Source organism: Streptomyces sp. AC558_RSS880, from assembly GCF_019049255.1.
Lineage (GTDB): Bacteria > Actinomycetota > Actinomycetes > Streptomycetales > Streptomycetaceae > Streptomyces.
The window spans coordinates 25818-52143 of sequence record NZ_JAGMUJ010000187.1 but is presented as its reverse complement, the minus strand read 5'-3'; the positions used below and the strand labels follow the sequence as shown (position 1 = coordinate 52143).

At 70.0% G+C, this 26326-nt stretch carries 23 protein-coding genes and 2 pseudogenes; 16 read left to right on the top strand and 9 right to left on the bottom strand.

All coding sequences use genetic code 11. The annotated features are described in order from the left end of the window. Positions 1-70 precede the first annotated feature (70 nt). Positions 71-529, bottom strand: a complete 459-nt coding sequence (locus tag KUM38_RS39700; RefSeq protein WP_217136994.1) for a cupin domain-containing protein — start codon at positions 527-529, stop codon at positions 71-73. A gap of 278 nt (positions 530-807) precedes the next feature. Between KUM38_RS39700 and KUM38_RS39695 the strand changes: the two genes are divergently transcribed. The 3 genes and pseudogenes from KUM38_RS39695 to KUM38_RS39685 all read left to right on the top strand — a co-directional run. Further along, the gene (locus KUM38_RS39695; RefSeq protein WP_217136993.1) at positions 808-1548 is read left to right on the top strand and encodes an SDR family oxidoreductase; all 741 of its coding nucleotides are present in this window, start codon (positions 808-810) and stop codon (positions 1546-1548) included. 115 nt (positions 1549-1663) lie between these two features. Next, positions 1664-4351 carry a pyruvate dehydrogenase (acetyl-transferring), homodimeric type gene (gene aceE / locus KUM38_RS39690; protein ID WP_217136992.1) on the top strand — a complete coding sequence of 896 codons (2688 nt, stop codon included), beginning with the start codon at positions 1664-1666 and terminating at the stop codon, positions 4349-4351. Positions 4352-4472: 121 nt separating this feature from the next. Beyond that, positions 4473-5633, top strand: a pseudogene (locus KUM38_RS39685) (2-oxo acid dehydrogenase subunit E2); the annotation flags it as partial. Between the two features lie 73 nt (positions 5634-5706). Here the strand turns inward: KUM38_RS39685 and KUM38_RS39680 are convergent. The 4 genes and pseudogenes from KUM38_RS39680 to KUM38_RS39665 all read right to left on the bottom strand — a co-directional run bounded on the left by KUM38_RS39680 (position 5707) and on the right by KUM38_RS39665 (position 10272). Continuing rightward, positions 5707-6042, bottom strand: coding sequence for a GNAT family N-acetyltransferase (locus KUM38_RS39680; protein ID WP_217136990.1), 336 nt, complete (start codon positions 6040-6042; stop codon positions 5707-5709). Between the two features lie 165 nt (positions 6043-6207). Beyond that, positions 6208-7050: an alpha/beta fold hydrolase gene (locus KUM38_RS39675; protein WP_217136989.1), complete on the bottom strand. Its 843-nt coding sequence runs from the start codon at positions 7048-7050 to the stop codon at positions 6208-6210. A gap of 320 nt (positions 7051-7370) precedes the next feature. Beyond that, positions 7371-8990, bottom strand: coding sequence for a ubiquinol-cytochrome c reductase cytochrome b subunit (locus KUM38_RS39670; RefSeq protein WP_217136988.1), 1620 nt, complete (start codon positions 8988-8990; stop codon positions 7371-7373). Positions 8991-9331: 341 nt separating this feature from the next. Further along, a pseudogene (locus KUM38_RS39665) lies at positions 9332-10272 on the bottom strand (2-hydroxyacid dehydrogenase). Between the two features lie 277 nt (positions 10273-10549). Between KUM38_RS39665 and KUM38_RS39660 the strand changes: the two are divergent. From KUM38_RS39660 to KUM38_RS39640, 5 genes are all read left to right on the top strand, one after another. Next, the gene (locus KUM38_RS39660) at positions 10550-11317 is read left to right on the top strand and encodes a class I SAM-dependent methyltransferase (protein ID WP_217136987.1); all 768 of its coding nucleotides are present in this window, start codon (positions 10550-10552) and stop codon (positions 11315-11317) included. 151 nt (positions 11318-11468) lie between these two features. Further along, positions 11469-12731: an NAD(P)/FAD-dependent oxidoreductase gene (locus KUM38_RS39655; protein WP_217136986.1), complete on the top strand. Its 1263-nt coding sequence runs from the start codon at positions 11469-11471 to the stop codon at positions 12729-12731. Beyond that, complete coding sequence (locus KUM38_RS39650; protein WP_217136985.1) at positions 12728-13471, top strand: PIG-L deacetylase family protein; 744 nt, start codon at positions 12728-12730, stop codon at positions 13469-13471. The genes KUM38_RS39655 and KUM38_RS39650 overlap by 4 nt, the downstream gene beginning before the upstream one ends. Positions 13472-13547: 76 nt before the next feature. After that, a complete protein-coding gene (locus KUM38_RS39645) occupies positions 13548-14648 on the top strand; it encodes a phenazine antibiotic biosynthesis protein (RefSeq protein WP_217136984.1) in 1101 nt (366 codons plus the stop codon). Continuing rightward, positions 14648-16039, top strand: a complete 1392-nt coding sequence (locus KUM38_RS39640; protein ID WP_217136983.1) for an aldehyde dehydrogenase family protein — start codon at positions 14648-14650, stop codon at positions 16037-16039. The genes KUM38_RS39645 and KUM38_RS39640 overlap by 1 nt, the downstream gene beginning before the upstream one ends. Before the next feature lie 7 nt (positions 16040-16046). Here the strand turns inward: KUM38_RS39640 and KUM38_RS39635 are convergent, their stop codons facing one another. Further along, positions 16047-16685, bottom strand: a complete 639-nt coding sequence (locus tag KUM38_RS39635; RefSeq protein ID WP_217136982.1) for a DUF5134 domain-containing protein — start codon at positions 16683-16685, stop codon at positions 16047-16049. A 254-nt stretch (positions 16686-16939) separates the two neighbouring features. On the opposite strand from KUM38_RS39635, the gene KUM38_RS39630 reads away from it, so the two are divergent. Both KUM38_RS39630 and KUM38_RS39625 read left to right on the top strand, forming a co-directional pair. Next, the gene (locus tag KUM38_RS39630; protein WP_217136981.1) at positions 16940-17836 is read left to right on the top strand and encodes an RNA polymerase sigma-70 factor; all 897 of its coding nucleotides are present in this window, start codon (positions 16940-16942) and stop codon (positions 17834-17836) included. A gap of 106 nt (positions 17837-17942) precedes the next feature. After that, entirely contained in the window at positions 17943-18440 is a 498-nt protein-coding gene (locus KUM38_RS39625; protein ID WP_217136980.1) for an Ohr family peroxiredoxin, read from the top strand. Between the two features lie 66 nt (positions 18441-18506). Here KUM38_RS39625 and fdxA read toward each other — a convergent pair whose 3' ends face one another. Further along, on the bottom strand, positions 18507-18893 hold the full coding sequence (gene fdxA, locus KUM38_RS39620) for a ferredoxin (protein ID WP_217136979.1): 387 nt from the start codon (positions 18891-18893) through the stop codon (positions 18507-18509). Between the two features lie 174 nt (positions 18894-19067). Between fdxA and KUM38_RS39615 the strand changes: the two genes are divergently transcribed. The 3 genes from KUM38_RS39615 (at position 19068) to KUM38_RS39605 (ending at position 22425) form a co-directional block, all read left to right on the top strand. Further along, positions 19068-20798 (top strand): L-aspartate oxidase, encoded by a 1731-nt coding sequence (locus KUM38_RS39615; RefSeq protein WP_217136978.1) that lies wholly within the window; start codon positions 19068-19070, stop codon positions 20796-20798. Between the two features lie 112 nt (positions 20799-20910). Continuing rightward, the gene (locus tag KUM38_RS39610) at positions 20911-21660 is read left to right on the top strand and encodes an SDR family oxidoreductase (RefSeq protein ID WP_217136977.1); all 750 of its coding nucleotides are present in this window, start codon (positions 20911-20913) and stop codon (positions 21658-21660) included. 165 nt (positions 21661-21825) lie between these two features. Then, positions 21826-22425 (top strand): YceI family protein, encoded by a 600-nt coding sequence (locus KUM38_RS39605; RefSeq protein ID WP_217137025.1) that lies wholly within the window; start codon positions 21826-21828, stop codon positions 22423-22425. A 100-nt stretch (positions 22426-22525) separates the two neighbouring features. Here the strand turns inward: KUM38_RS39605 and KUM38_RS39600 are convergent, their stop codons facing one another. Continuing rightward, entirely contained in the window at positions 22526-22789 is a 264-nt protein-coding gene (locus KUM38_RS39600; protein ID WP_217136976.1) for a WhiB family transcriptional regulator, read from the bottom strand. A 393-nt stretch (positions 22790-23182) separates the two neighbouring features. On the opposite strand from KUM38_RS39600, the gene KUM38_RS39595 reads away from it, so the two are divergent. Then, positions 23183-24103, top strand: a complete 921-nt coding sequence (locus KUM38_RS39595; RefSeq protein ID WP_217136975.1) for an RNA polymerase sigma-70 factor — start codon at positions 23183-23185, stop codon at positions 24101-24103. 23 nt (positions 24104-24126) lie between these two features. Here KUM38_RS39595 and KUM38_RS39590 read toward each other — a convergent pair whose 3' ends face one another. Continuing rightward, positions 24127-25005, bottom strand: coding sequence for an RNA polymerase subunit sigma (locus KUM38_RS39590; RefSeq protein WP_217136974.1), 879 nt, complete (start codon positions 25003-25005; stop codon positions 24127-24129). A gap of 260 nt (positions 25006-25265) precedes the next feature. Here KUM38_RS39590 and KUM38_RS39585 point away from each other — a divergent pair, with 260 nt between their 5' ends. Both KUM38_RS39585 and KUM38_RS39580 read left to right on the top strand, forming a co-directional pair. Further along, positions 25266-25700 carry a cupin domain-containing protein gene (locus tag KUM38_RS39585; protein WP_217136973.1) on the top strand — a complete coding sequence of 145 codons (435 nt, stop codon included), beginning with the start codon at positions 25266-25268 and terminating at the stop codon, positions 25698-25700. Between the two features lie 175 nt (positions 25701-25875). After that, positions 25876-26157, top strand: a complete 282-nt coding sequence (locus KUM38_RS39580) for a hypothetical protein (RefSeq protein WP_254398481.1) — start codon at positions 25876-25878, stop codon at positions 26155-26157. The last annotated feature ends 169 nt before the right edge of the window (positions 26158-26326 follow it).

The window sequence follows — 26326 nt, the reverse complement described above, 5'->3', positions numbered from 1 at the left end:
TACCCGTGACACCGGCCGTGGCCGGGATGTCACGGGTACGGGGCTCCGTCGTGAGCGTCCGACCGCGAGGTCAGGCGGCGGGACGCGGGGCGCGCAGGTGGGCGCGCTCCTTCAGCTCCTTCTCGTCGACCAGTTCGAGCATGGGCTTGCCGGGGGCGCACATCATGGTGACGACGAACTCCGTCGTCTCGTCGGTGAGCGCGTTGCCGTCCTGGTAGTGGATGGCGTCGCCGCCCGGCTCCCAGAAGGTCCCGCCGGCCTCGACGATGCGCTCGGGCTCACCCTCGAGTTCGAACCGAACCGCGCCCTTGATGACGTAGCCGAAGGCCGGGCCGGAGTGACGGTGCGGCGGGGTGCCGGGGTCACCGGGCTCCCACTGGACGTGGATGGTCATCGCCGAGGCACCCTCGGGAACGGTGATCGGCGAGGCGTCCTGGAGCATCTTCGCCGCGCGGGTCCAGCTGGGGCCGTCCTCGCCGCCGTCTCCGTGACCGTGGCCGTGGTGGGCATGCTGTGGGTTCTCCGACACTGAGTCGCACCTTCCGTGGTTCCACCGTGCACAGGCGGCACGTCGTCCGCCGTCACGGCGTCATGTCCGGTCGTCAAGACCGCTCATTCCTCCTGACCGGGTGCCGGGCGGATCTGTGACATGGGGCGACGGTCGGTCGCGTCCTGCGGCAGGCGCAGTGTCACAAGAACCGAATGCGCCCTGTCTAGGTGTGATGAGCACGGTGGCACGGGCACTTCCGCCACTGTCTTCGATTCACACCCAGCGGGGTCACACGCCCCCCGACGGAAGAGACCCAGATGAGAGTCGTCGTCGCAGGTGCCACCGGCCTGATCGGTTCCCGGACCGTCGCCAGGCTCCGAGACCACGGGGTGGAAGTCGTTCCGGTCTCACGCGCCGGGGGAGTCGACGTCAGCACGGGAGAAGGCGTCGACCAGGCGCTGCGCACCGCTGAGGTGGTCGTGGACGTCACCGACGCCCCCTCCCGGGAGCAGACGGTCAGCACGGAGTTCTTCACCACCTCGACCAGCAACCTCCTCAAGGCCGCCGCCACGGCGGGCATCGAGCACTACGTGGCGCTCTCGGTGGTGGGCGCCGACCGGGTGAACTCGGGCTGGTTCCGGGCCAAGGCCGCGCAGGAAGACCTGGTCAGGCACACCACCGTCCCGTTTTCCGTGGTCCGTGCCACGCCGTTCCACGAGTCGGTGGAGGCCGCGGCCATGGCCGGCGCCCGGCCCGACGGCGTGCATGTGCCGCCCCTGCTGCTGCGGCCGGTCTCGGCGGACGACGTCGCCGCGACGGTCGCCCATGTCGCGGTGGGGCTGCCGCAGTTCGGCGTGGTCGAGGCAGCCGGTCCCGAGGAGCTCCGCCTCGACGACGTCACAGCCGAGTTGCTGAGCGCCCTGGGCCGGCCCGGCCCGGTCGTCGCCGACGCGCGTGCCCCGTTCTTCGGCGCGGTGGTCGAGGAGCGGGACCTCCTCCCCGGGCCCGGCGCCCATCTGGGCCACCACACGTTCGCCCAGTGGCTCAAGAGCCGCTGAGGCGACCGGGCGGCGACGCTCATCGCCGGGCCGGCCCACCAGACCGTTCCCCCGCGGCGCCCACCGCGTCCGCGTCCGACATCGCCGGCACTCACGCCGTGACAGGAAGGCAGCCATGAATGAACCGTCCCGGCCCACTGAGACACCTGTGATCAGTGAGCTCGACCAGCTACCCGACCGTGACCGCGAGGAGACCGCCGAGTGGCAGGCCTCCCTCGACGCGGTAGTGCGGCATGCCGGGCCGGAACGGGCTGTCTACCTGATGCGGCGGGTGCACGAGTTCGCCGCGAGGACGGGAACGTCTCTGCCGGGGCTGCTGTCCTCGGACTACGTCAACACCGTCCCGGCCGCCGCGCAGCCCGAGTTCGACGGTGACCTGGAGATGGAGTCCAGGATCACCGCGCTCAACCGGTGGAACGCCGCGGCGATGGTCACCCGCGGTTCACGTCTGGGCCTGGGCGGCCACATCTCCACCTACGCTTCGGCCGCCTGGCTCTACGAGATCGGGTTCAACCACTTCTTCCGGGGCAAGGACGGTGACGGCTCGGGCGACCAGCTCTTCCTGCAAGGGCACGCTTCCCCGGGGATCTACGCCCGGGTCTTCCTCGAGGGACGGCTCAGCGAGGCGCAACTGGACGCCTTCCGGCGGGAGGCAGGCGGTCACGGCCTGCCGTCCTACCCGCATCCCCGACGGTTGCCGTGGCTGTGGGAGTTCCCGACGGTGTCCATGGGGCTCGGCCCGCTCGGTGCCGTCTACCAGGCCCGCTTCAACCGGTATCTGCACGCCCGCGGAATCAAGGACACGTCGGCCTCACGGGTGTGGGCCTTCCTGGGCGACGGGGAGATGGACGAGCCGGAGTCGATGGCCGCCCTGACGCTGGCCTCCCGCGAGGGCCTGGACAACCTGACGTTCGTCATCAACTGCAATCTGCAGCGCCTGGACGGGCCGGTACGGTCCAACTCGAAGATCGTCCAGGAGTTGGAGGCACGCTTCCGGGGCGCGGGCTGGAACGTGGTCAAGACTCTGTGGGGAGAGGCCTGGGACCCGCTGCTGGGCCAGGACACCACCGGTGACCTGGTGCGGCGCCTGGGCGAGGTGCCCGACGCGCAGATGCAGACGCTCGCCGCGCGGGACGCCGCCTACATACGCAAGAACTTCTTCCACGGTGACGCCCTGTCCGCCCTCTCCGCCTCGCTGAGCGATGCGCAGGTGGTCGAGTTGTTCGAGAACTCGCGGGGCGGGCACGAGCCGTTGAAGGTGTACTCCGCCTACCGGGCGGCCGTGGATCACCGGAACACGCCGACCGTGGTCCTCGCCCAGACGGTCAAGGGTCACACCCTGGGCTCGGCGTTCGAGTCCCGCAACGCCAACCACCAGATGAAGAAGCTGACGATGGACCAGTTCCGGGCGATGCGCGACCTGCTGGAACTGCCCATCCCGGACCGGGCGCTCGCCGGTGACCAGGTCCCGTACTGGCATCCCGGGGACGACGCGCCCGAGGTGCGGTACCTGCGCGAACGCCGCGCCGCGCTGGGCGGTCCCGTCCCACTTCGCCGGGTGACCGCCAAGCCGCTGCCGGAGCCGCCCGCCAAGCCCTTCGAGGAGTTGGAGAAGGGGTCCGGTCACCAAGAGGTCGCCACCACGATGGCACTGGTCCGACTGGTCAAGGACCTGATGCGCGACCCGCGCAGCGGGGCGCGCTGGGTGCCGATCATCCCCGACGAGGCCCGTACCTTCGGCATGGAGTCGATGTTCCCCACGGCCGGCATCTACTCGCCGCAGGGCCAGAACTACGACCCGGTCGACGCGGACCAGTTGCTCCACTACAAGGAGAGCACCACCGGGCAGCTGCTCATCGAGGGCATCACCGAGGCCGGCTCCGTCGCCGAGTTCACCGCCGCGGCGACCTCGTACGCCACGCACGGCGAGCCGATGATCCCGTTCTACATCTTCTACGCCATGTTCGGTTTCCAGCGCACCGGCGACCAGTTCTGGGCACTCGGCGACCAGATGGGCCGTGGTTTCGTGGTCGGCGGCACCGCCGGGCGCACGACGATGACCGGTGAGGGCCTGCAGCACGGGGACGGGCACTCGCACCTGCTCGCCTCCACCAATCCCGCGGCGATCAGCTACGACCCGGCGTTCGCCTATGAGATCGCGGTGATCGTCCGCGACGGCCTCCGCCGGATGTACGGCGAGCAGCCCGAGAACGTCTTCTACTACCTGACCGTCTACAACGAGCCCAAGCACCAACCCGCCATGCCGACGGTCCCCGGCATCGAGGAAGGCATCCTCAAGGGCATCTACCGCTTCCGGCCCGCCGAACCCGTCGCTGACGGGCCCCGGCTGCAGCTGCTGTCGTCCGGTACGGCCATCCACTGGGCGCTGAGGGCGCAGGAACTGCTCGCCTCCGACTGGCACGTGTACGCCGACGTGTGGTCGGTGACGTCCTGGACGGAGCTGCGTCGGGACGCGATGCGGGCCGACGACGCCAGGATGCGGGGTGAGGAGCGCACACCGTTCATCACCCGGGCCCTGGCCGGAGCTCCGGGGCCGGTGCTGGCCGTCAGCGACTGGATGCGGCAGGTCCCCGACCAGATCAGCCAGTGGGTCGAACAGGACTACTACTCCCTGGGCACCGACGGTTTCGGGCTTTCCGACACCCGTGAGGACGTGCGCCGCCACTTCCGGGTGGACGCCGAGTCGATCGTGGTGACCGCACTGGACCGGCTGGCCAGAGCCGGGCGGATCCCGTCGGCGACCGTCGAACGGGCCCGCGCGCACTACGGCCTCGACCGGTGAGTGGCCGTGTGACGCGACCGATACCGCATGCGCCGCATGCCGCAATCCGTGGACAACAGGTTCGGGGGGCCCTCGCGCCCTGCCGGTCCGTGAGGAGTTGAACGACATCATGACGGTTTCCGTCACCCTGCCGGCCCTCGGCGAGTCCGTCACCGAGGGCACTGTGACCCGCTGGCTGAAGCAGGTCGGTGAACGCGTCGAGGCCGACGAGCCTCTGCTGGAGGTGTCCACCGACAAGGTCGACACGGAGATCCCCTCCCCCGCCGGCGGCGTCCTGCTGGAGATCACCGTCGCCGAGGACGAGACCGTCGAGGTCGGCGCCCGTCTCGGCGTCATCGGCGCTCCGGACGCAGCGCCGGTGGCCGCGCCCGCGCCCGTACCCGTGGCCGAGGCTCCGCAGGCCGTCCCGGCGCCGGTCGTGCCTGTCGCGGCCGCATTCCCCGAGCCCGCCGCCCCGGCCCCCGCACCGGCACCGGCACCAGCACCAGCACCTGTAGCTGTGCCTGAACGGACGCCGGCACCCCGCCCACCCGTCGTCCCCGTCGCACCGGTGACCGCGGCGTCCTCGCTTCGCGGTCGGACGGTGCCGATGACCCGCATCCGCAGGGCCATCGGCGACAACCTGAAGAAGGCCCTGCATGAGCAGGCGCAGCTGACCAGCACGATCGAGGCCGACGTCACGCGGCTGATGCGGCTGCGGAATCAGGCCAAGGACCGTTTCCTGGCCCGTGAGGGCCTCAAGCTCTCCCCCATGCCCTTCTTCATCAAGGCCGCCGCCCAGGCGCTGAAGGCGCATCCGGTCGTCAACGCGAGGATCAACGAGGCCGAGGGAACCATCACCTACTTCGACACCGAGAACGTCGGTATCGCGGTCGACACGGAGAACGGACTGATGACCCCGGTCGTCAAGGCCGCGGGCGACCTGTCGATCGCCGGACTCGCCCGGGCCGTCCACGACCTGGCCGACCGGGCCCGCGGTGGCCACCTCACGCCCGATGACGTGTCGGGCGCGACGTTCACGATCTCCAACACCGGCTCGCGCGGTGTTCTGTTCGACACCGTCATCGTGCCCCCGAACCAGGCCGCGATCCTGGGCGTGGGCGCCACGGTCAGGAGGCCCGGGGTCGTGCGCGGCGGTGACGAGGAGGTCATCGGTATCCGGGACCTGGTGCACCTCTCGCTGTCCTACGACCACAGGCTGGTGGACGGGGCGGACGCGGCCCGCTACCTGACCGCGGTCAGGACGATCCTGGAGTCCGCGGCTTTCGAGGATGATCTGTAAGTTCCCGACACCCCGGCATGGAGAGGGCCGGCGCGGCCGAAGGGCCGCGCCGGCCCTCCGCCGTCTGCTCCGCCTACGGGCCGCCTGCCAGCGCGTGGTGGCCCACATGGCGCAGCAGGCGGGTGCCGAGTCCGCGGCCCTGCCAGGAGTCCTCGACGAGGAGCGCGGCCTCCACACCCGTGTGGTCGGGCATCAAGTGGCCGACAGCGACGATACGACCGATGGTGTCCCGCGCGGCCAGATGTACCGATCCGGGGCGGGACAGCAGAGTGGGCAGGTAGGTCCGGGGGTCGGCCATGGCCCGGTGGTAGCGGCTCCACACGGACTGCGGCGAACAGCGGCGGTGCATCGCCACAAGGCGGGCAAGGTCGCCGAGGTCTGTCGGGGTGATCCGCGGTTCGCGGCGCATGCGTACGTCCTTGTGCGGCCGGGGCCGGTGCGGTTCACGCACCGGCCCCGGCGGTCGGTTGAGCGGGGTCGGCACACTCGACCGGCCGGACCGGCCGGGTGCGCCCTCCCCGATGCCGGTCGAGGGCCGGCGGTCTGCCGCCGGCCCTCGACCGCTGGTGCGGGGTCAGCGCACCGCGCGAGCGGCGTCCTCGATGACGTCGGTCACCTTGCCGGGCTGCGAGACGCTCACCGCGTGGGAGGCTCGGACCTCAGTGGTGCGAGCGCCGGCTCGTTCCGCCATGAACTTCTGGGCGGCAGCAGGGATGTTGAGGTCCCGCGTGGCCACCAGAACCCAGGAGGGGATGGTCTTCCAGGCCGGTTCGGCCGCCCCCTCGGCCAGAGCGGCCTCGGTGACCGGTCGTTGCGTGACGGCCATCAGGTCGGTCTCGTTACGGGGCACGTCGGCGGCGAACTGGTGCCGGAACTTGTCGTTCTGGATGTAGAGGTCGGTGCCTCGTGAACCGTCGGCGTTCGTGACCGGCACGGGGCGCAGCGCGTCCCCGAGAGTGCTGCCGGGGAACCTTCCCGACAGGTCGACCGCGCTCTCGCCCTTCTCGGGGAGGAAGGCGGCGAGGTAGACCAGCGCCTTGACGTTCTTGTCACCGGTGGCGGCGTTGCTGATCACCGAACCGCCGTAGGAGTGACCCACCAGGACGATGGGTCCTTCGATGCCGGCCAGGACGTCCTTGAGGTAGGCGGAGTCGCCGCTCAGGGAGCGCAGCGGGTTGGCGACGGCGACCACCGGATAGCCGTCGTGCCGCAGTCTCCTGATGACGTCGTTCCAACTCGTGGAGTCGGCGAAAGCACCGTGGACCAGAACGACGGTGGGCTTGGCTCCCTGGGCAGGAGTGCCCTTGTCGGCGGAGGCCGGGGCGACCGTGGTGGCGAGCAGGCCGGCGGCGATGCTGGCGCCGGCCAGAGCGATGAGCGCGCTGCGGGCCCGGCTGCTGCGGGGGGTACGGTTCATGTCGAGTGCCTTTCGGGCGGGATCGGTACCAGGGCTCCCTGAGCGGGAGCGGGCGGTGCCGCTGGGTGGTGGATGTCCGCACTGCGCAGCCGGCGTCCGGGTGAGGACCGCTGCGACCCCCGGCTCAGCTGTGTCGCCGCTGCACGGGAGGTGACAGCCGCTCGAGGTGGCGAGCTGCGCGTCGTGCGGGGTGAGGCGCCGTGTGGGCGGTGCTGGTCGCGCCGACCGCACGTTGTGTCGCCTTTTCACTCCTTGAGACCGGATACCGCCCGAAGGTGTGACATGTCGCGGCGACAGGTCTCGCCGGCGTGCGCCACCGATCAGGACCGGTGGCGACCGGTGATCTCCTCGTACTCGGCCGCCGTGGGCTTGGAGACCTGTGTGCCGGTGCCGTGGAGGGCACGGCTGAGCCCGGCGCGCAGACGCTGGGTACGGCTGGGCGTGGCGCCCTCCGTGTCCGGCACGGCTACGGCCGTCAGAGGCCGGTACTGCTCATGAGCGGTCAGCGTGTGCAGTCGCGCCGGGTCGAGGGGCTCGTGTATCTCCACGTATCCGCCGTGCGGAAGACGTTTGATGACACCGCTCTCACGCCCGTGCAGCACCTTCTCGCGGTCTCGGCGCTGCAGGCCCAGTGCCAGGCGCTTGGTGAGGATGAAGGCCAGGACCGGGACGACGAACAGGCCGACGCGCACGGCCCAGGTCACCGCGTTGACGGAAACGTGCAGCCGGACGGCGATGATGTCGTTGGCTGCTCCGATGAGAGCCACGGCATACACGCTGAGCCAGGCCACGCCCAGAGCGGTCCGCACCGGGCGGTTGCGTGGGCGGTCCAGCAGGTGCTGCTCGCGTTCGTCGTCCGTGACCCAGGCCTCGAGGAACGGATAGGCGCCCATGGCCAGGAAGAGCAGCACGCCGAACAGCAGGGGCAGGAAGTTGTCCAGGGCCAGCGTGTGACCCCAGAAGTCGATCTCCCAGCCCGGCATGACACGCAGCAGGCCGTCGGCGACGCCCATGTACCAGTCGGGCTGGGACCCGGCGGAGACCTGGTCGGGGCGGAAGGGTCCGTATGTCCACACGGGATTGATCTGTGCGACGGCGGCCATGAAGAAGATCACGCCGGACACGAAGAAGAAATAGGCGCCTGCTTTGACGGCGTACACCTTGAACGGAAGGCCGACGACGTTGCCGTTGGTACGGCCGGGGCCGGGGAACTGGGTGTGCCGGTGGCGTACGGCCAAGGCCACGTGGCCGACGATCAACGCGACCATCAGTCCGGGGATGACGAGGACGTGGAGGGTGTTGAAGCGGGCGATCAGGTCGTCGCCGGGGAACTCGCCGCCGAAGAGGAAGAAGGACAGATAGGTCCCGACGACCGGGATCGACAGAATGGTGCCGTTCACGACCTGCAGGCCGGTTCCGGACAACAGGTCGTCGGGAAGGTCGTAGCCGGTCAAGCCCGCGAACATCGCCATGACGAGCAGCAGGAATCCGAATACCCAGTTCAACTCTCGCGGTCTGCGGAAGGCACCGGTGAAAAAGACCCGCAGCATGTGCACGAACACGGCGGCGACGAAGACCAGGGCTGCCCAGTGGTGCGCCTGGCGGATGAGCAGACCGCCACGGACGTCGAAGGAGATGTGCAGGGTCGAGGCGTAGGCCTCCGACACCGACTGTCCCCGCAGCGGGGCGTAACCGCCCTGGTAGACCACGGGGTTGGAGGAGGGATGGAAGTAGAAGCTCAGATAGACGCCGGTGACCAGCAGGATGACGAAACTGTAGAGCGCGATCTCGCCGAGCATGAACGACCAGTGATCGGGGAAGACCAGGCGCCGTGCGGAGCGGACGACACGGCGGTAGCCCAGTCGGCTCTCCGCCCATTGAGCCAGTTTCTCCCCCGTGTGCCCGTGCCCCGGCTCGGTCGGCCGGCTGTCGTTGCTCATCTCTTCACCATTCGTTTCTGCGTCACCCGAGGCTCACCACGGCCGGCGTCGCGGTCCGGGCTCCACCGTGAGTCCGCGGCACCGGCGTGCGCGGGGCGTTCCGGCCGCCGTGCGGCCGTGCCGTGCGTACCGGTCACCCGACGGATCCCCGGCCGCGAGGCCCGTTCGGCGTGCGTGCGGCAAGATCGGGCCGACTCGTCCGTCGCTGTACCGTTCGGGCATGATGCGTGAACTGCTGTCGTCACCATGACCGGCGAGACATCCGCGGTGTGACACCGGCGGGTCGGCGTCGGGCCCGGAGCGGCCGGCCGGGGCGCGGCTCGCGCCCTCGAAGCCCGCGGTCAGCGGGACACGACGTTCTCGAGCTCCTCACCTGCGGCGAATCGGGCCAACTGGCGTCGGACGAGTGCTTCGAGACGTGGCCACAGGGACGGGGTGAACGCTCCGACGTGTGGGGTGATGAGCACGCCGGGTGCTGCCCAGAGCGGATGTGCCGGCGGGAGCGGTTCGGGGTCGGTCACGTCGAGCGCGGCCCGCAACCGTCCGTCGTGCGCCTCCTTCAGCAGGGCGTCGGTGTCGACGACGGCTCCTCGGGACACGTTGACGAGCAGGGCACCGTCCTTCATGCGTGCCAGCAGGCCTGCGTCGAAGAGCCGGCGGGTCCGCGGCGTGAGCGGGAGGGACAGCACGACCACGTCCGCGTCCGCGACGAGCCGGGGCAGGTGAGTCACGGAGTGCACCGGCCCCCGGCGTGAGTCCCGTTCCTCGCTCGCGACGCGGGTCACCGCGCAACCGAAGGGTGCCAGGAGATCTTCCAACGCGGAACCGACGGCGCCGTAGCCGACGATGAGCACGGACCGTTCGTACAGGGACGGGAAGAACCGCGGGCTCCACGCCCCGCGGTCCTGGGCGCGGAGCGACTCCGGTATTCCCCGCAGCGAGGCGAGGATCAGCGTCAGGGCCAGTTCCGCCGTGCTCGGAGCGGGGACGCCTCGCGCGTTGCAGAGCGTCACCGGGCGAGGGAGCCGGTCCAGTTCCGCTCGCAGTTCGTCGGTCCCCGCACTGAGTGTGCCTGGACCGCGCGGAGACGTGTCATGCGGTGCAGGGGCTTGCTGATGATGTCGATGTCCTGGGTCAGCGGCGGAGCGTAGAACACCACCTCCGCCGGGTCCGAGGGGAAGGCCGAACGGCCGTTCCAGCGGGCGTAGTCCAGTCCGGGCGGCAGATCGGCAGGACTGGCGAAGTGTGCGGGCAGCCATACCTGGGGGGAACTCGCGCTCATGTCGACGGGCTCTGCTTTCACTCCGGGTTCGTGGGCCGGAAGCACACGGCACACCGGCCGGTGCGCGGCCATGGGGCCACTGGTGTGGGTCGCCGTGTCTCCGAGCGGCGGGCCGATGGCCGGTCCGGCGTCCAGGCCGGAACAAGAGGACTGACTGCACATGTCATCCGTCTGTGACACCGCACAGCCGTGACGGCGGTCACTCTCCCAAAGCCACGGTCCGGTCCCGCACGCGATCCGTATGTCACACGCACGGCTCACATGTTGTCTTGCTGGCATGCACCCTGTTGTCACCACAGAAGCGCCGACCGCCCGGCAGCACCCGGACTCGTATGCCGTGACCGCCGAGTTCTACGACATCCTGCAGGCCGACCAGGACGAGAAGCGCGTCCGCCACCTCTACGGCCGTCAGGTCGCGAAGGCCCGTCTCGGCGTGCTGGACATCGGTGCCGGGACAGGACGGGTCACGCTGATGAGCCTGGTCGAGTCCCAGGTCGACGTGCACGCCGTCGAGCCCGCACGGGCCATGCGCACGTCGCTGCTGACCCGCCTCGCCGTCCTGCCCGCGCGGCAACGGGAGCGGGTGACCGTGCACCCGCACGCGCTGGACCAGGCGTCTCTGTACGCGGTCGTGGACGTCGCCGTGTGTCACAACACGGTCGCCTGTCTCCCGCCGGCCGCACGGGATGTGCTCTGGCCCGCGGTCCGTGCGGCTCTGGTCCCCGGGGGTTCGCTGTTCCTGCAGCTGCCGCCCGCCGTGCTGCCGACCCGTGACATCGTGCGCCTGCTGCCGGAGAAGCGGGTGGGCGAGCACGTGTACGGGGGCCGCATGACGATGTCGACGGCCGGTTATCGCATCCGCACCCGTGTCGACTACTGGGTGCGGAGCGAGCAAGGTGTGCTGCGGGAGCACACGGAGACGTTCTGGATGTGGCCCGCCTCGCGTGCTCGCATCAGTGCCGACCTGGAACGGCACGGGTTCGTCCCGCTGCCGGGGCACGATGATCCCCGCGTCCTGGCCGTCACACGCCCGGACCGCTCGTGAACCGGCCGCCGGAAACCGGCGGGAGAGGCCCACGGCGACCGGACCGGAACGCCCGCACAGCGGTGTCACAAGCGGTGTCGTCGCCCGGTCTGATGGGTTACCGGACCACACGGCTCGCTGTGTGCGCCTCACGAACTGGGACGGGGATCTCATGTCACGTGTGAAAACGTTCGTCATCGTCGGGGGTGGCCTGGCCGCGGGCAAGGCCGCGGAGGAGCTCCGCAAGCACGGCCACGACGGGCCGCTCCTCCTCATCGGGGACGAGCGGGAGCGGCCCTACATCCGACCGCCGCTGTCCAAGGGCTACCTGCTGGGCAAGGAGGACCGCGAGTCCCTTCACGTGCACCCCGAGGACTGGTACCGGGAACACGACGTCGACCTGCTTCTGGGCACCGGCGTGGCCTCCGTCGACGCGCGTGCCGGAGAGGTGACGCTGGACGACGGCCGTCGCGTGTCCTACGCCAGGCTGCTCCTGGCGACGGGTTCCTCACCGCGCCGTCTGTCGGTGCCGGGCGCGAACCTGGAGAACGTGCTGTACCTGCGGCGCGTGGGCGACAGCGAGCGGCTGAAGGCCGCGTTCACCGAGGGCGCGCGCATAGTGGTGGTCGGCGGCGGGTGGATCGGGCTGGAGACGGCCGCGGCGGCCCGGGCCGCCGGGGCGGAGGTGACCGTGCTCGAGCGCGGAGAACTGCCGCTGCTGAAGGTTCTGGGCCGGGAAGCGGCCGAGGTCTTCGCCCGTCTGCACCAGGACCACGGGGTGGACCTGCGTCCCCACGCCCGGATCGAGCGGGTCACCGGAACGGGGGGCCGCGTCGACGGGGTCCGGCTCGCCGACGGCAGTCACGTGCCCGCGGACGCCGTCGTGGTGGGCGTCGGCATCACGCCCAACGTCCGTCTCGCCGAGGAGGCGGGCCTCGAGGTGCGCGACGGCATCGTGACGGACGAGCACCTGCGGACCTCCGCAGCCGGCGTCCACGCCGCCGGTGACGTCGCCAACGCCTATCACCCGCGGCTCGGTCGGCACCTGCGCGTGGAACACTGGGCCAACGCTCTGCACCAGCCGCGTACCGCCGCGCTGAGCATGCTGGGCAAGGACGCGGTGTACGACCGGCTGCCGTACTTCTACACCGACCAGTACGACCTCGGGATGGAATACACCGGGTACACCGAGCCGGGCGGCTACGACCGTGTCGTCTTCCGCGGAGCACGGGAAGAACGGCGGTTCATCGCCTTCTGGATGTCCGGAAACCGGGTTCTGGCCGGGATGAGCGTCAATGTGTGGGACGCCGTCGGAACGATCCGCGCCCTGATCGAGTCGGGGACGGAGACGGAGGACGCCGTCCTCACCGATCCTTCGGTCCCTCTGGAGAACCTTCTCGACCGTCCCGCACGACCGGCGGGAGCAGGGGCGTGACCGACGGTTCCCCCACCCCCCTGCGGCCGATGCCGGACGACTGGCGTCGAGCACTCGCGGTGGTGGCGCATCCCGACGATCTCGAGTACGGCTGCTCGGCGGCCGTGGCCTCCTGGGTGGCCGACGGCCGGCAGATCACCTACGTCCTGGCCACCCGTGGTGAGGCCGGGATGGACACCATGACGCCCGAGCGGGCCCGCTCGTTGCGCGAGGCCGAACAGCGTGCCGCCGCCGCGGCGGTCGGAGTCCGCGCGGTGGAGTTCCTCGACCACCGGGACGGTGTGATCGAGTACGGCATCCCCCTGCGCCGCGACATCGCCGGCGCCGTACGGCGTCACCGGCCCGAGCTGGTGATCACCCTGAATCACCGGGACACCTGGGCGAGCGGGGCCTGGAACACCCCGGACCACGTCGCGGTGGGACGCGCCGTCCTGGACGCGGTGGCGGACGCCGGTAACCGCTGGATCTTCCCGGAACTCACCGAACAGGGGCTCCGGCCCTGGGACGGCGTCCGCTGGGTGGCCGTCGCCAACTCGCCGACGCCGTCCCATGCCGTGCCCGCCGAGGCGGGCTTCGAACAGGGGGTGCGGTCCCTGCTGCGGCACCGCGCCTATCTGGAGGCCCTGACCGAGGAGGACCCCGAGACGTACGCGCGCCGCTTCCTGGCCGACAACACCCGCGTCCACAGCTCGCGGTTCGCCGGCGAACCCGCCGTCGCCTTCGAACTGTTCAGCCGATGAGCGACGCCCGCACACCCCGCATGCCCGCGTGGACTTCCCGTCATCCGCACGGGGCCGCGCCGAGAAAGGACCCTTGATGACGTACGAGTCCCCCGCCGTGCTGGACGCCGGGCCGTTCGACGGCGTCGATCCGGACGAGTTCGTGCGAGCGGCCATGCGCTGGCACTTCGATCCGGCGACCGGCTCCCGCTACTGGCTCGACCGGGCCGAGCGGCTCGCCTTCGATCCGCGACGAGACGTCGAGGGCGTGGAGGACCTGTCGCTCTTCCCCGACCTGACCGACGAGCTGCGCCACGTGTCCGTGACCGACCTGATCCCCCGGGGCTACGGCAGCGACGCCCGGCTGCTCAACGTCTTCGACAGCGGCGGGACGACCGGGGCGCCCAAGCGGGTCGTCCAGCTCGACGACTGGATGCGACACAGCACCGAGCAGGTCGACGAGCGACTCCGGGAGCACGGCCTGCCTCTCGGCACCCGGTGGCTGACCGTGGCGCCGACCGGTCCGCACCTGGTGGGCGACGTGCTGCAGCGGGCGGCGGCGTCCCTCGGCGGCCCGGGGCTGAGCATCGACATGGACCCCCGCTGGGTGAAGAAGCTGGTCGCCGCGGGCCGGAGCGACGAGGTCGAGTCCTACACCGACCATCTCGTCGAACAGTGCCGGCGGATCCTGCTGACCCAGGACATCGGGGTACTGGCCGCCACCACTCCCCTGCTGGAGCGCTTCGCCCGCGAGGAGGACCTCCTGGAGCGCGTCAACGGTTCCGTCCGGGCGATCGTCTGGGGTGGCACCCACATGGACCCCGACACCCGACACCTGCTGTCCACGGAGGTCTTTCCCGACGTGCCGCTCATCGGCATGTACGGCAACACCATGATGCTCACCGCGCTGCTCGAACGGGTCGGTCTCGACGCCTCGCAGCCCTGCGTGTTCGACCCGGTGTCGCCGTACGTGTTCCTGTCGGTCGTCGACCCCGCCACCGGAGAGCGGGTCGAGGTCGGCGAGCGGGGCCAGGTGATCGTCAGCCACGTCAGCAAGTCCATGCTCATCCCCAACAACGCGGAACGTGACACGGCGGTGCGTATGCGGCCGGCCGGCGGCCACGCGGGCGACGCCGTCGCGGACGTGGCGCCCGTGCCCACGGTGAAGGGTGAGACCGTGATCGAGGGCGTGTACTGATGACTGCCGCGAAGGCCGCCGGGCCGGTGTACCTGGACGCGTTGGGCCCCCGCGGCCCCTACCGGACCCGCGTGCCGAGCCCTGTGACGGATGTGTCCGGTGCCGAGGTGGCGCGGCTGAGTCTGGTGCCGCCGGTGTACGTCGACCGGGCGCTGGCCGCGCTGCGCAAGGCCGAGGCGGTGCCGACGGCCGACCTGGACACGCTCCTGGAAGCGGCCGGCGAGGAGTTCGCCACCGGCACCGTGGGCGGGCTGAGCGTACGCGAGTACGAGCACCTGGTGAGCCGCACCTCCGGGAGTCCCCTGGCCGTGGTGCGCGACGCGACACGGGGCACCGCGAGATTCGTCGGCCTCGCCCGTTCGTCCGCCGAGCAGGGCAGGCCGCGCGGCACGGTCCGGGATCGTCGGGGTCCGGGCCCGGGGTCCGGGCATGCCGTATGGGCCCGTCGGGGCGAGGTGTTCGCCGTCAACGCCTCCGGCAACCATCCCGGTGTCCACCGGCTGTGGCTGGAGGCACTGGCCCTGGGCTACCGCGTCGCCGTACGTCCGTCACGGCGGGAGCCGTTCACTCCGCACCGCCTTGTCGGAGCCTTGCACCGGGCCGGTGTCCGGCAGGACCAACTGGTGTTGCTGCCCACGGACCACCGGACCGCCGGGACGTTGATCCGCGGTGCCGACCGCGCGGTGGTGTACGGCGGCGACGCCGTGGTCGCCCGGTACGCCCACGATGCCCGCGTGCTGCCGCAGGGGCCCGGCCGGACCAAGATCCTCATCACCGCGGACACGGATTGGCGGGAGCACCTCGACACCATCGTCGGTTCCGTCGCCGACGAGGGCGGCACCGCCTGCGTCAACACCACCGCCGTCTTCGTCGAAGGCGATCCGGCGCCGCTCGCCGAGGCCGTCGCGGACCGCCTGTCCCGGCTGCCCGGCCTGCCGCCCCAGGACACCCGGGCGGTACTCCCGGTGTGCACGCTGGACCGGGCCCGGGCCGTCGACTCCTATCTGAGGAACGTGGCGGTGGGGACCCGCGCCTGGCTCGGGGGTGACGGCATCGTCGACGACCTCGGGGACGGAAGTGCCGTCCTGCGTCCGGCCGTCCATCAGGTCGACGACGCGGGAGCCGCGCAACTACGGGTCGAACTCCCCTTTCCCTGCGTGTGGGTCGCGCCGTGGAACCGCTCGAACGGAATCGCTCCGCTGCGGGAGACACTCGTCCTCTCGGTCCTCTCCCACGACCGCGCGTTGCTGGACACCCTGTTGGCGGAACCCACCATCGCCAATCTGTACACCGGTGACCGACCGACGTACTGGATGGCTCCCGGAGTGCCCCACGACAGTTACCTGTCGGACTTCCTGATGCGCAGCAAGGCCGTCGTCGGCTTCGCGTGAACAGCGGTCAGTGGGGCAGGAGCAGCATCACGGCCGTCCCCAACGACATCGCCCCGTCGCGCACGTGCCCGTACGGGTCCGCCGCGGCGGCGCGGTGCGCGGTGTCCGTGGCGGTCCGGAGCGCGGGCATGGGACGCGTCAACGACCGTACGGCGAGGCCGAGGAGGCAGGCCGTCAGTGCGACGGTGATCACGGCCGCCGTCACCGAGGCGTTCGCGGCATGGCCGTGCGCCGCGGAGTGGTGCGCGGCCGGGACGCCTCCGGCCAGGGTTTCGTGGGCGGGTGCGCCCCGGCCGTCGGGTGTCCGCGACATCCACGCCATCGCCGCCATGCCGACGGCGGGCGGCAGCCGACCGGCGAGCGCCGACACCGTGCCCACCGTGCGGTGGTGGAGGGCGGTCAGCGGGAACCACAGAGCGGCGGCCGTGAAGAGCACCGTCATGGTCCGACCGGACGGCGGGCCGAGGCTCCAGGGCATCGCCGCCATGGCCGTCGCCATGGCGAAGTGCAGCAGGTGATCCACCCGGTCACGGCGCCCCGCCCCCGGTGAACGGACACCTTGCCGCAGCGCGTGCAGGGCCACGAGGGCGAAGAGCAGCGTCAGCATGCAGTGCACGACGTGGAGTGCTGGCGTCTTGTCCGACACTGTGGGCGCCTCCTGGTACATGACGGTTCTCAGTCCTGACCAGGCGTGCGATCGATCCGTGACACGGCACGGACACGGGCTTGCGATCACGGGCCCTTGCATGGGCCCGTCCAGCGACGGTGGTCGTGGGAAAGTGTCCGAGTGACACGGTGTGCCAAGGGGGAGGCGTCGGACGCGGTCGTGCGGCCGTCCACCGCCGCGTCCGTCCGCGGCCGCTTGTAGCATGGGGCACACGAAGCCAGAAGGGACGACCCATGCACCCTGGCGCCCGACCCGACACCCTTGATCAAGCGACGAAGGACTTCCTCGCGGCGCGCCCACAGCTCTTCGGCATCGCGTACCGAGTCCTGGGCAGCGCGGTGGAGGCCGAGGACGTCGTGCAGGAGACCTGGCTGCGGTGGCAGAACACCGATCGTGCGAAGGTCCATGAACCGGCCGCCTTCCTGACCACGGTCGCCACGAGGCTGGCGATCAACCTGGCCCGGTCCGCGCGGGTACGCCGAGAGTCCTATGTCGGGCCCTGGCTTCCCGAGCCCGTCGACACCGCGCAGGATCCGCAGCTGGGCGCGGAGCGGGCCGAGGCCCTGGAGATGGCGGTTCTGCTGCTGCTGGAGAAGCTGAATCCCGTGGAGCGCACCGCCTACGTGCTCCGAGAGGCGTTCGACTATCCCTACGGGCGGGTCGCCGAGATCCTGGAGACCACCGAGGCCAACGCCCGTCAGCTGGTCAGCCGCGGGCGCAGGCACCTGGCCGCCGAGCGCAAGGAACGCGTCACGCCGGCAGCCCACCGGCGGCTGCTGGAGGTCTTCCTGTCCGCGGCCCGGACGGGCGACCTGTCGGTGCTGGAGGACGTGCTCACCGCCGACGTCGTCAGCTACTCGGACGGTAACGGAATCCGCGGCGCGTCCAGGATCCCGGTCATCGGACGGCCTCACGTCTCGCAGTACCTCATGGCCTTCGCTCCGCGCTTCTGGCCGCAGGCGGAGATCCGGTGGGTCGAGGCGAACGGCCGATCGGCCGTGCTGGTCTCGTCCGGCGGGGAGGCAGTCGCCCTGCTGACCGCCGACATCTCGGCGGACGGCATCGACCGGCTCATGTGGGTGATGAACCCGGACAAGCTGGCGCCCTACGTGGCCTCGCTGAACGACTGACCCGCTGTCGGAAGGACAGGCGTCACAGGAGCGGTTACTCGTCGGTCATCCAGTAGTCCCGGACCTCTGCCGGGACTGCGTACCTCGACGACGACGGAGTCATGCCGTGACCGAGCGGATCCAGTTGCCCACCCTGTCGACCGAAAAGGATTACGACGGGGAAGGGTTCTCGCCCATCTATACGACCACCGTGACCGTCCACGGCGGTGTGGCCTCACATGGACGGGCCTCCGGCCGGGCACAGTCGTCCGACGGCGCCCTGGACCTCGAGCTGCGCATGCCGGCCGAGCTGGGCGGTGACGGCCGGGGAACCAACCCCGAGCAGCTCTTCGCGGCCGGTTTCGCGGCGTGCTTCCATGGCGCGCTGAGCCTGCTGGCACGGCAGGAGGCGCTCGATCCAGCGGCGATCTCCGTCGTGGCGACCGTCGCCTTCGGGCGGGACCCGGAGGACGGTGGCTACCTGCTGCGCGTCGATCTGGTGGTGCGGTGGCCCGGAGTCGCTCCCGACACGGCCGGCGACCTCATCGAGAAGGCCGACGCGTTGTGTCCCTACGCGCGCATGGCCTGGAAGGGAACGCCCACCACCATCACGCTGGCCCCCTGACCGGCCACGCCCGGCAGACGTCGGCAGCCGCCCCCGTCGGCGGCTGCCCGTCGCCGGAGCGGTCGGTCAGGAAGGGAACCACAGGTCCGCGTCGGCGGCTTCCTCCCTGCGAGCGGTGAAAACGGAGATCTCCTTCTTGCGCGGGCTCTGCGGGGGCAGTGCTGCGACGAAGGGGTGATCGCCCGACGTGTCACGTCGGCGGTGGGGCTCGGGAGTCGCCGCTTCGAAGTACTCCGCGTCGATGGCAAGGTAATGCGCCCAGTGCGGCGGTAGATCGTCCTCGTGGAAGATGGCTTCCACGGGGCAGACGGGTTCGCATGCGTGGCAGTCGACGCACTCCTCGGGGTTGATGTAGAGCGTGCGTGAGCCCTCGTAGATGCAATCCACGGGGCATTCGGTCACACAGGCCCGGTCCTTGATGTCGACGCAGGGTTGTGCGATGACGTACGTCATCCCTCTCCTCCTCCTCGAACGTCGAACGCGTCATGGCGCGGGCTCGCGCGGACGTCAGGCTCGTCGATATGACCGGGGGCACCGCAACGTTGTGACACGCGCGCGATGCCGGTGTCACAAACCTCGGCCTGACCTGGTCCTAGTCAATGACCATCCATTGCGACGGGAGCTATCGTGCCTATCACCGAACGACAACTTTCCACCACGGTGCTGGTGATCGGTACCGGCGGGGCCGGCCTGCGGGCCGCGATCGAGCTGGCCGAAGCCGGTGTCGACGTCGTCGCCGTCGGCAAGCGCCCCAAGGAGGACACCCACACTTCCCTTGCCGCCGGCGGCATCAACGCGGCCCTGGCCACGATGGACCCCGAAGATTCCTGGCAGCAGCACGCCGCGGACACGCTCAAAGAGAGTTACCTGCTCGGCGACCCCCGCACGGCCGAGATCGTCACGCAGGGCGCCGCCCTGGGCATCGACGACCTGGAGCGCTACGGCATGGACTTCGCGCGCGAAGGGGACGGCCGCATCTCCCAGCGCTTCTTCGGCGCCCACAAGTTCCGCCGCACCGCCTTCGCCGGCGACTACACCGGCCTGGAGATCCAGCGCACCCTCATCCGACGCGCGAGCCAGCTGGACATACCGATGCTGGACAGCGTCTACATCACGCGTCTCCTGGTCCACGACGGTGCCGTCTTCGGGGCCTACGGCTTCGACCTCACCAACGGCACCCGCCACCTCGTCCACGCGGACGCCGTCATCCTCGCGGCCGGCGGGCACACGCGCATCTGGCGACGCACCTCTTCCCGACGTGACGAGAACACCGGCGACTCCTTCCGCCTGGCGGTCGAGGCCGGGGCCCGCCTGCGCGACCCCGAACTGGTGCAGTTCCACCCGTCCGGGATCATCGAACCCGAGAACGCCGCCGGCACCCTGGTCAGCGAGGCCGCCCGGGGCGAGGGCGGCATCCTGCGCAACGCCCTCGGCGAGCGGTACATGAACCGATACGACCCGCAGCGCATGGAACTCTCCACACGCGACCGCGTGGCCCTCGCCTCCTACACGGAGATCAAGGAAGGCCGGGGTACCGCCAACGGCGGCGTCTGGCTCGACGTCTCCCATCTGCCCCGTCAGACGATCATGAACCGGCTCCCCCGGGTCTACCAGACGCTCCTCGAACTGCAGATGCTCGACATCACCCGTGAACCCATCGAGGTCGCCCCCACCGCGCACTACTCGATGGGGGGCGTCTGGGTCCGCCCCGAGGACCACAGCACCGACGTCCGCGGCCTGTACGCCATCGGCGAGGCCTCCAGCGGTCTGCACGGCGCCAACCGCCTGGGGGGCAACAGTCTGATCGAGCTCCTCGTCTACGGCCGTATCACCGGGCAGGCGGCCGCCGCCTACTCGCGGTCACTCACCGCGCAGCCCCGATCCGCGACCGCCGTGGCCCAGGCGCGCACCGAAGTCGACGAACTGCTCGCCGCTGACGGACCCGAGAACGTCCGCGCGCTCCAGCGCGCGATCCGCAACACCATGACCGAGCACGCCGGCGTCGTCCGGGACGAACAGGGTCTGCGCACCGGTCTGGCGGAACTGGACACCATCGAGAAGCGCATGCAGAACGTCGGGGTCCACCCCGACATCGCCGGCTTCCAGGACCTCGCCCACGCCTTCGACCTCAAGTCGGCCGCCCTCGCGGCCCGCGCCACTCTCGAAGCGGCGCTGGAACGCCGGGAGACCCGGGGTTGTCACAACCGCAGTGACTACCCCGACATGGATCCCGCCTTCCGCGTCAACCTGGTCTGGTCCCCGACGACGGGAATCACCCACGAGAGCATTCCCGCCATCCCGGACGAGATCGCGTCCCTCATGGCGGAAGTGTCCACCGAAGGGAAGCTCGTCGAATAGCGGCCCCGCGGCCATGAGACGTGCTGAACACATTTCCCCTGTCACAGAAATCGTGCGCACTCGGTCTTCCCTGGTGCAGACGACATCGCACATTCCCGAAAGGATCGTCACCATGAAGGTCGTAGTCATCGGCGGTACCGGACTGATCGGCTCGAAGCTGGTCGCCAAGCTCGGCGAGCACGGTCACGAGGCGGTGCCGGCCGCCCCCAACACCGGCGTCAACACGCTCACCGGTGAGGGGCTGGCCGAGGTCCTGCGGGGTGCCTCCGTCGTGGTCGACGTGTCGAACTCGCCGTCGTTCGCGGACGACGCCGTCATGGAGTTCTTCCGCACCTCGACCACCAACCTCCTCAAGGCGGAGTCGGAGGCCGGTGTGACCCACCACGTCGCGCTCTCCGTGGTCGGCACGGAGCGGCTGCAGGAGAGCGGCTACTTCCGTGCCAAGCAGGCGCAGGAGGAGCTGATCAAGGAGTCCGGGATCCCCTACTCCATCGTTCACGCCACGCAGTTCTTCGAGTTCATGAAGGGGATCGCCGAGGCGGCGACCGACGGTGACACCGTCCGGCTGGCCCCGGTCAAGATCCGTCCCATCTTCTCCGACGACGTGGCCGCCGCCGTCGGCCGCACCGCGGTGGGCACCCCCGTCAACGGGGTGGTGGAGGTCGCCGGCCCCGACGAGTTCCAGCTCGACGAGCTGATCCGCAAGGGGCTGGCCGCCAAGAAGGACCCGCGCAAGGTCGTGACCGACGTGCACGCCCCGTACTTCGGTGCGGAGCTGAAGGAGACCACTCTGCTCCCCGGTCCGGACGCGCACATCGCGGAGACCCGTTTCGCCGACTGGCTTGCGCAGCAGCAGCGCTGAGTCGTCGGGTGGCGGGCCCTCCGGGGACGGGTCCGCCGGCTGGATGGGGCCTGTCGTCCGCACCGCGGCACGGCAGGCCCCGTTGTCTCCCCCGGCACGGCGATCGTCGAAACGCCGATGCGCCGTGCCGTCCACAGACAGCAACCGCAGAGAAAGCCGCTCACCATGCTGATTCACCGTGCCAAAGTCGCTTCGCCAGGCTCCGGTTCGCACCCGGAAGTGACCGGTGCCTACACCATCGACCCGGTCCACAGCACGATCGGGTTCTCCGTCCGGCATGCAATGATCTCCAACGTTCGCGGACGGTTCCACCGTTTCGAGGGCCTTCTCATACTTGACGGGGCCGACCCGTCCCGCTCGGAGGCGTACGTGAGTGTCCAGACCGACAGCCTGGACACGGGGGTGGCGGATCGCGACGCGCACCTGGCGGGGCCCGACTTCTTCGACTCCGCGACGTATCCCCTGATGACCTTCCGCTCCACCGGCATCACTGCGCTCGGCGACGACGAGTTTCGCCTCCTGGGCAGCCTGCGCGTCAAGGACGTCGAACTGCCCCTGAACATCGACATCACCTTCGGCGGTGCCGGCGACGACGCTCTCGGCAACCATCGGGTCGGCTTCGAAGGCGCAGCCACTCTGCGGCGTTCGGACTGGGGACTGGCCTGGAACACGCCGCTGGACACCGGAGGTGTCCTCATCAGTGACAAGGTGACCCTGGCCTTGGACATCTCGGCCGTCCGGGCCGACCAGGACGCGGTGTCCTGACGGGACACGGATGGGGGGTGGGCGGGGCGGCCCGGGTTCGGAACCGCCCCGCCCACCCCCATCCGTGTCCGTCGACGTCCTCGCGTCGCTCGGTCTGCTCTCAGGCCGCCCTGTCCGCTGCCGGCTTGCGCACCGCGCGCCGTCGCATGGCACGGCGCTCCCCTTCCGTGGTGCCTCCCCAAATTCCCTCGACCGGGCCCATGTCGACGGCCCAGGCCAAACACTGCCGCGTGACGGGGCAACGGCGGCAGACGGCCTTGGCCTCGTCCGTCTGTAGCGTTGCCCGACCGCTGTTGATACTGCCGATCGGGAAGAAGAGATCAGGGTCTTCGCTCAGGCAGAGTCCCCGTACGCGCCAATCCATGGATTACCTCCTGTGTGAGGAACGGATACCGGTTCGGGGGGAGGTGGCTCGTCGTGTGGGGGAGCGCGCGAAAAGCATCGTGCTGCGCATCACCGCTTTTCACTTGAAAGACCGAACTGTCAGCGCGCGTGTGACATCCGACCGACGACGGCCTCCCGCTGCGAGGCCGACTCGGAGGCGGAGCCGACCACCCGCTCCTGAAGATCCGGCAAAAAACCCGCCTCGAAAGTGTCACGAAGCGTCCGCGCCGCCGGTCACTTGGGGCGGAGGCGAGCACAGCGCCCTGCCAGATCCCTCAGTCCGCCGGGCCGCCGCTCCAGCGGTCCTCGACAGAGAGTCGTCCGACCGCCTCCGCCAACACGCCGGTGACAGAGAAACGGAGACCAAAGGATCATGCATCCAGAGGCGCCCCCCGCGGAAGGTGACCTGAGCGAGGCCGTGTCCGTCTTCGTGGAACTCCGACCACGCCTTTTCGGCATCGCCTACCGCGTGCTGGGCAGTGCGGTGGAGGCCGAGGACGTCGTCCAGGAGGTGTGGCTGCGCTGGCAGAGGACCGACCGCGCCATCGTGGTCAGCCCCGTCGCGTTCCTGTCGAGCACCACCACAAGGCTGGCCATCAACGTGGCTCAGTCAGCCCGCGTCCGCCGCGAGACCTACATCGGCCCGTGGCTGCCCGAGCCCGTCGACACGAGCAATGACCCCGAGGTCGGCGCCGAACGGGCGGAAGCACTCGAGCTCGCCCTGCTTCTGGTGCTGGAGAAGCTCCCTCCGACCGAGCGCGCCGCATACGTCCTGAGAGAAGCCTTCGACTACGGCTATCCCGAGATCGCGCGCATTCTGCGGCTCAGCCCCGTCAACGTGCGGAAGATCGTGAGCCGGGCCCGCAAACACCTCACCGCCGACCAGCGCGACAGCGTCGACGCCTCTGAGCACCGGAAGCTGCTCCAGGCCTTCGTCGCCGCCGCCCAGCAGGGCGACGTCGGCACACTGGAGGCACTGCTGACGCCGGACGCGGTCAGTCTCTCCGACGGGAACGGCATCCGGGGAGCGGCTCGGATCCCCGTCCTGGGCCGCTCCCGCGTGGCCAACCTGTCCACCGCACACCCCCGCTTCTGGCCCACGGTCGAGGCCGAACCGGTCGAGGCCAACGGGCGAAGCGGCATCCTGCTCCACAGAGACGGCCGACCCGCCACCTTCATGACGATCGCAGCCACGTACCGTGGCATTCATCAGGTGATGTGGGTCTTCAACCCGGCCAAGATCGCCGCGTTCCTGCACTCCCGCTCCCGCTGCCCCGTCGTGAACGGGATCTGAGATGACCCCCGCGCGGTGGCACGTCAGGTGCGAGGACGGTTCCAGGAGCGCAGTTTGTCCGGGTTGAGGACCACCCAGACCTGTACGACCTGCGAGCCGGCCACGTCGAGGCTGACAACGGCGGCGACCTGGCCGTCGTATCGGGCCACGAGACCGGCGCGCCCGTTGACGGAGCGGGTGTGGAGGGTGGTGCGGGGGTTCCGGGCAAGCAGGGTCAGCAGACTCCGGGCGACCCGAGCACTGCCGGTGACAGGTCGTGTCAGTGTGCGGACCTTCCCTCCGCCGTCGAAGAACGCGGCGGCGTCGGAAGCGAGGAGGGACGCCAGACGGTCCGGGTCCTCATCAGCACACGCCTGTCCTACGGCGTGGACCACCTCGTCCTGCCTGCGCGGTGACGTCGGCCGCGCACGTCGGGCCCGAAGGCTGTGCCGGGCCCGGTCCGCCGGCTCGGTGTACGCCGGTTCCAGTGGTCCCGTATCCGTGCGTCCCGCGGCGCTCGTGGGCGCTTTCGCCGCGATGCCGAAGACGTCGTTGAGTACCAGTGCCGCTCGCTCGGCAGGTGTCAACGTGTCCAACGTCCGCACCAACAGCGCGTCGACATCGTCCTCCGAGCCGGTGTCGCTCGATCCGCCCTTCTGCGTGGAACCCCGCACACCACCGTCACGATCCGGTCCGGCCAACCGCGTCAGGGATATGCTGCCCACCCTGTGGGTCAGCCAGGCTCGTGGTATCCCGATCCGGGCCCGTTGGTGATCGGAGAGCCCGTACCACTCCCGGTAGGCCTCGTCGGTGACATGCTCGGCAGCGATGCCGCTGCCCAGCATCCAGTGCGCGACCTCCAGCAGATGCCGCCGCTCGTCAAGCAACTCCGCTATCGGCACGGCGTCAACGGCAGGTTCCACGCCCTCACCTTCTCCTCCTGAACGACCCGTCCGCATGCGCGTCTCGTCGGACAGCACGATGTCCTCGCCTCCTGCCGCTCCGACAGCTGACAAGAGAAGGACGGATGTTGTGACGTCCGCGCAAAGAAAAACACTTTCCCAGGAGCCCGCCACATGATGTTGCGTTTCGGGCAATACAGTGTGTCTTGTCGGACGGGCCTGCCATGAGGTCCACCTACCCATGCCTGTCCCTTGCAACCCCTCCGTCGGAAGGAATCACCATGTCCAACATGTTGCGCGCCGTCGGCGTCGGCGCCTGCCTCATAGCACTCTCGACGACTCCGGGGGCCGCCCAGGCGACCCCCGGCGGGCCCGGCGTCAGCGGCAGGATCCTGGCGCAGCACACCATCGGTGACAAGGACTACATCCTTCGTGAGATCACCATCCCCTCCGGCCAGGCGACGGGATGGCATTACCACGACGGCACCTTGTACGCCTACGTCAAGCAGGGGACGCTCAGCCGCTTCGACGCCGCGTGCGCTTCCGACGGCGTGTACGCGAAGGGCAGCTTCCTCGAGGAACCGCCCGGCGCGGACCATGTGCATGTCGGTCAGAACCGAGGCACGGAGGACGTCGTCCTGGAGGTTCTCTACGTCCTGCCGCACGGCGCCCCTCTCTCCCAGGATGCTCCCGACCCCGGCTGCACACCGCGGTAGCACGGCGGGCCTGCGGCCGGCTGTCACAGCGCTCCTCACTGTCCGGTCAATGCGGTGTCGACGGCTTGCGGCGATGCCCGCCCGAGTCCACAGCGAGGAAGGAGGAGCATGGCAGGGACACACATCAGCCGATGCGTTCGAGCCATCGCTGTTTCTGAGAAGCCCGTTCACGAGCTTGCGGCTCGCGCTGAGGAAGGACGAGGGGATGTCCCGAAGCACTGACCGGCAGACCGATCCCGTCGCCGTCACCACGTCGCTGGCGGCGGAGGCCGCCCTGCTCGAAGGACGGCTGAGCCTGCTTCGCGAGGCGATCGAAACGGTGGACGCACGTATCGACGCCGTTTCCGAGACCCTGAGGCGACTGCACCGTTCGGCGGCGGGGCCAACGGACAGTGCGGCGCCCGCGGGCCGGGAAAGCGGCATCGGGCTCGATCACTCGACAAAGGGCCGTGACTGACGGAGAACACAGGCGGGTCCCGGTGTCCGTCGCAGTGAACGGTGTGCTTGCTGCGACGCCCGCCCACTGCGGTCTCCGGCCGCTGCTCGGGTCGCTCCATCTGTTGTCCGGGTATCATGCCCCCCGGTGCCGGGCCGGGTGACGGAGCCCGCACATCGGGCGGCCCCGC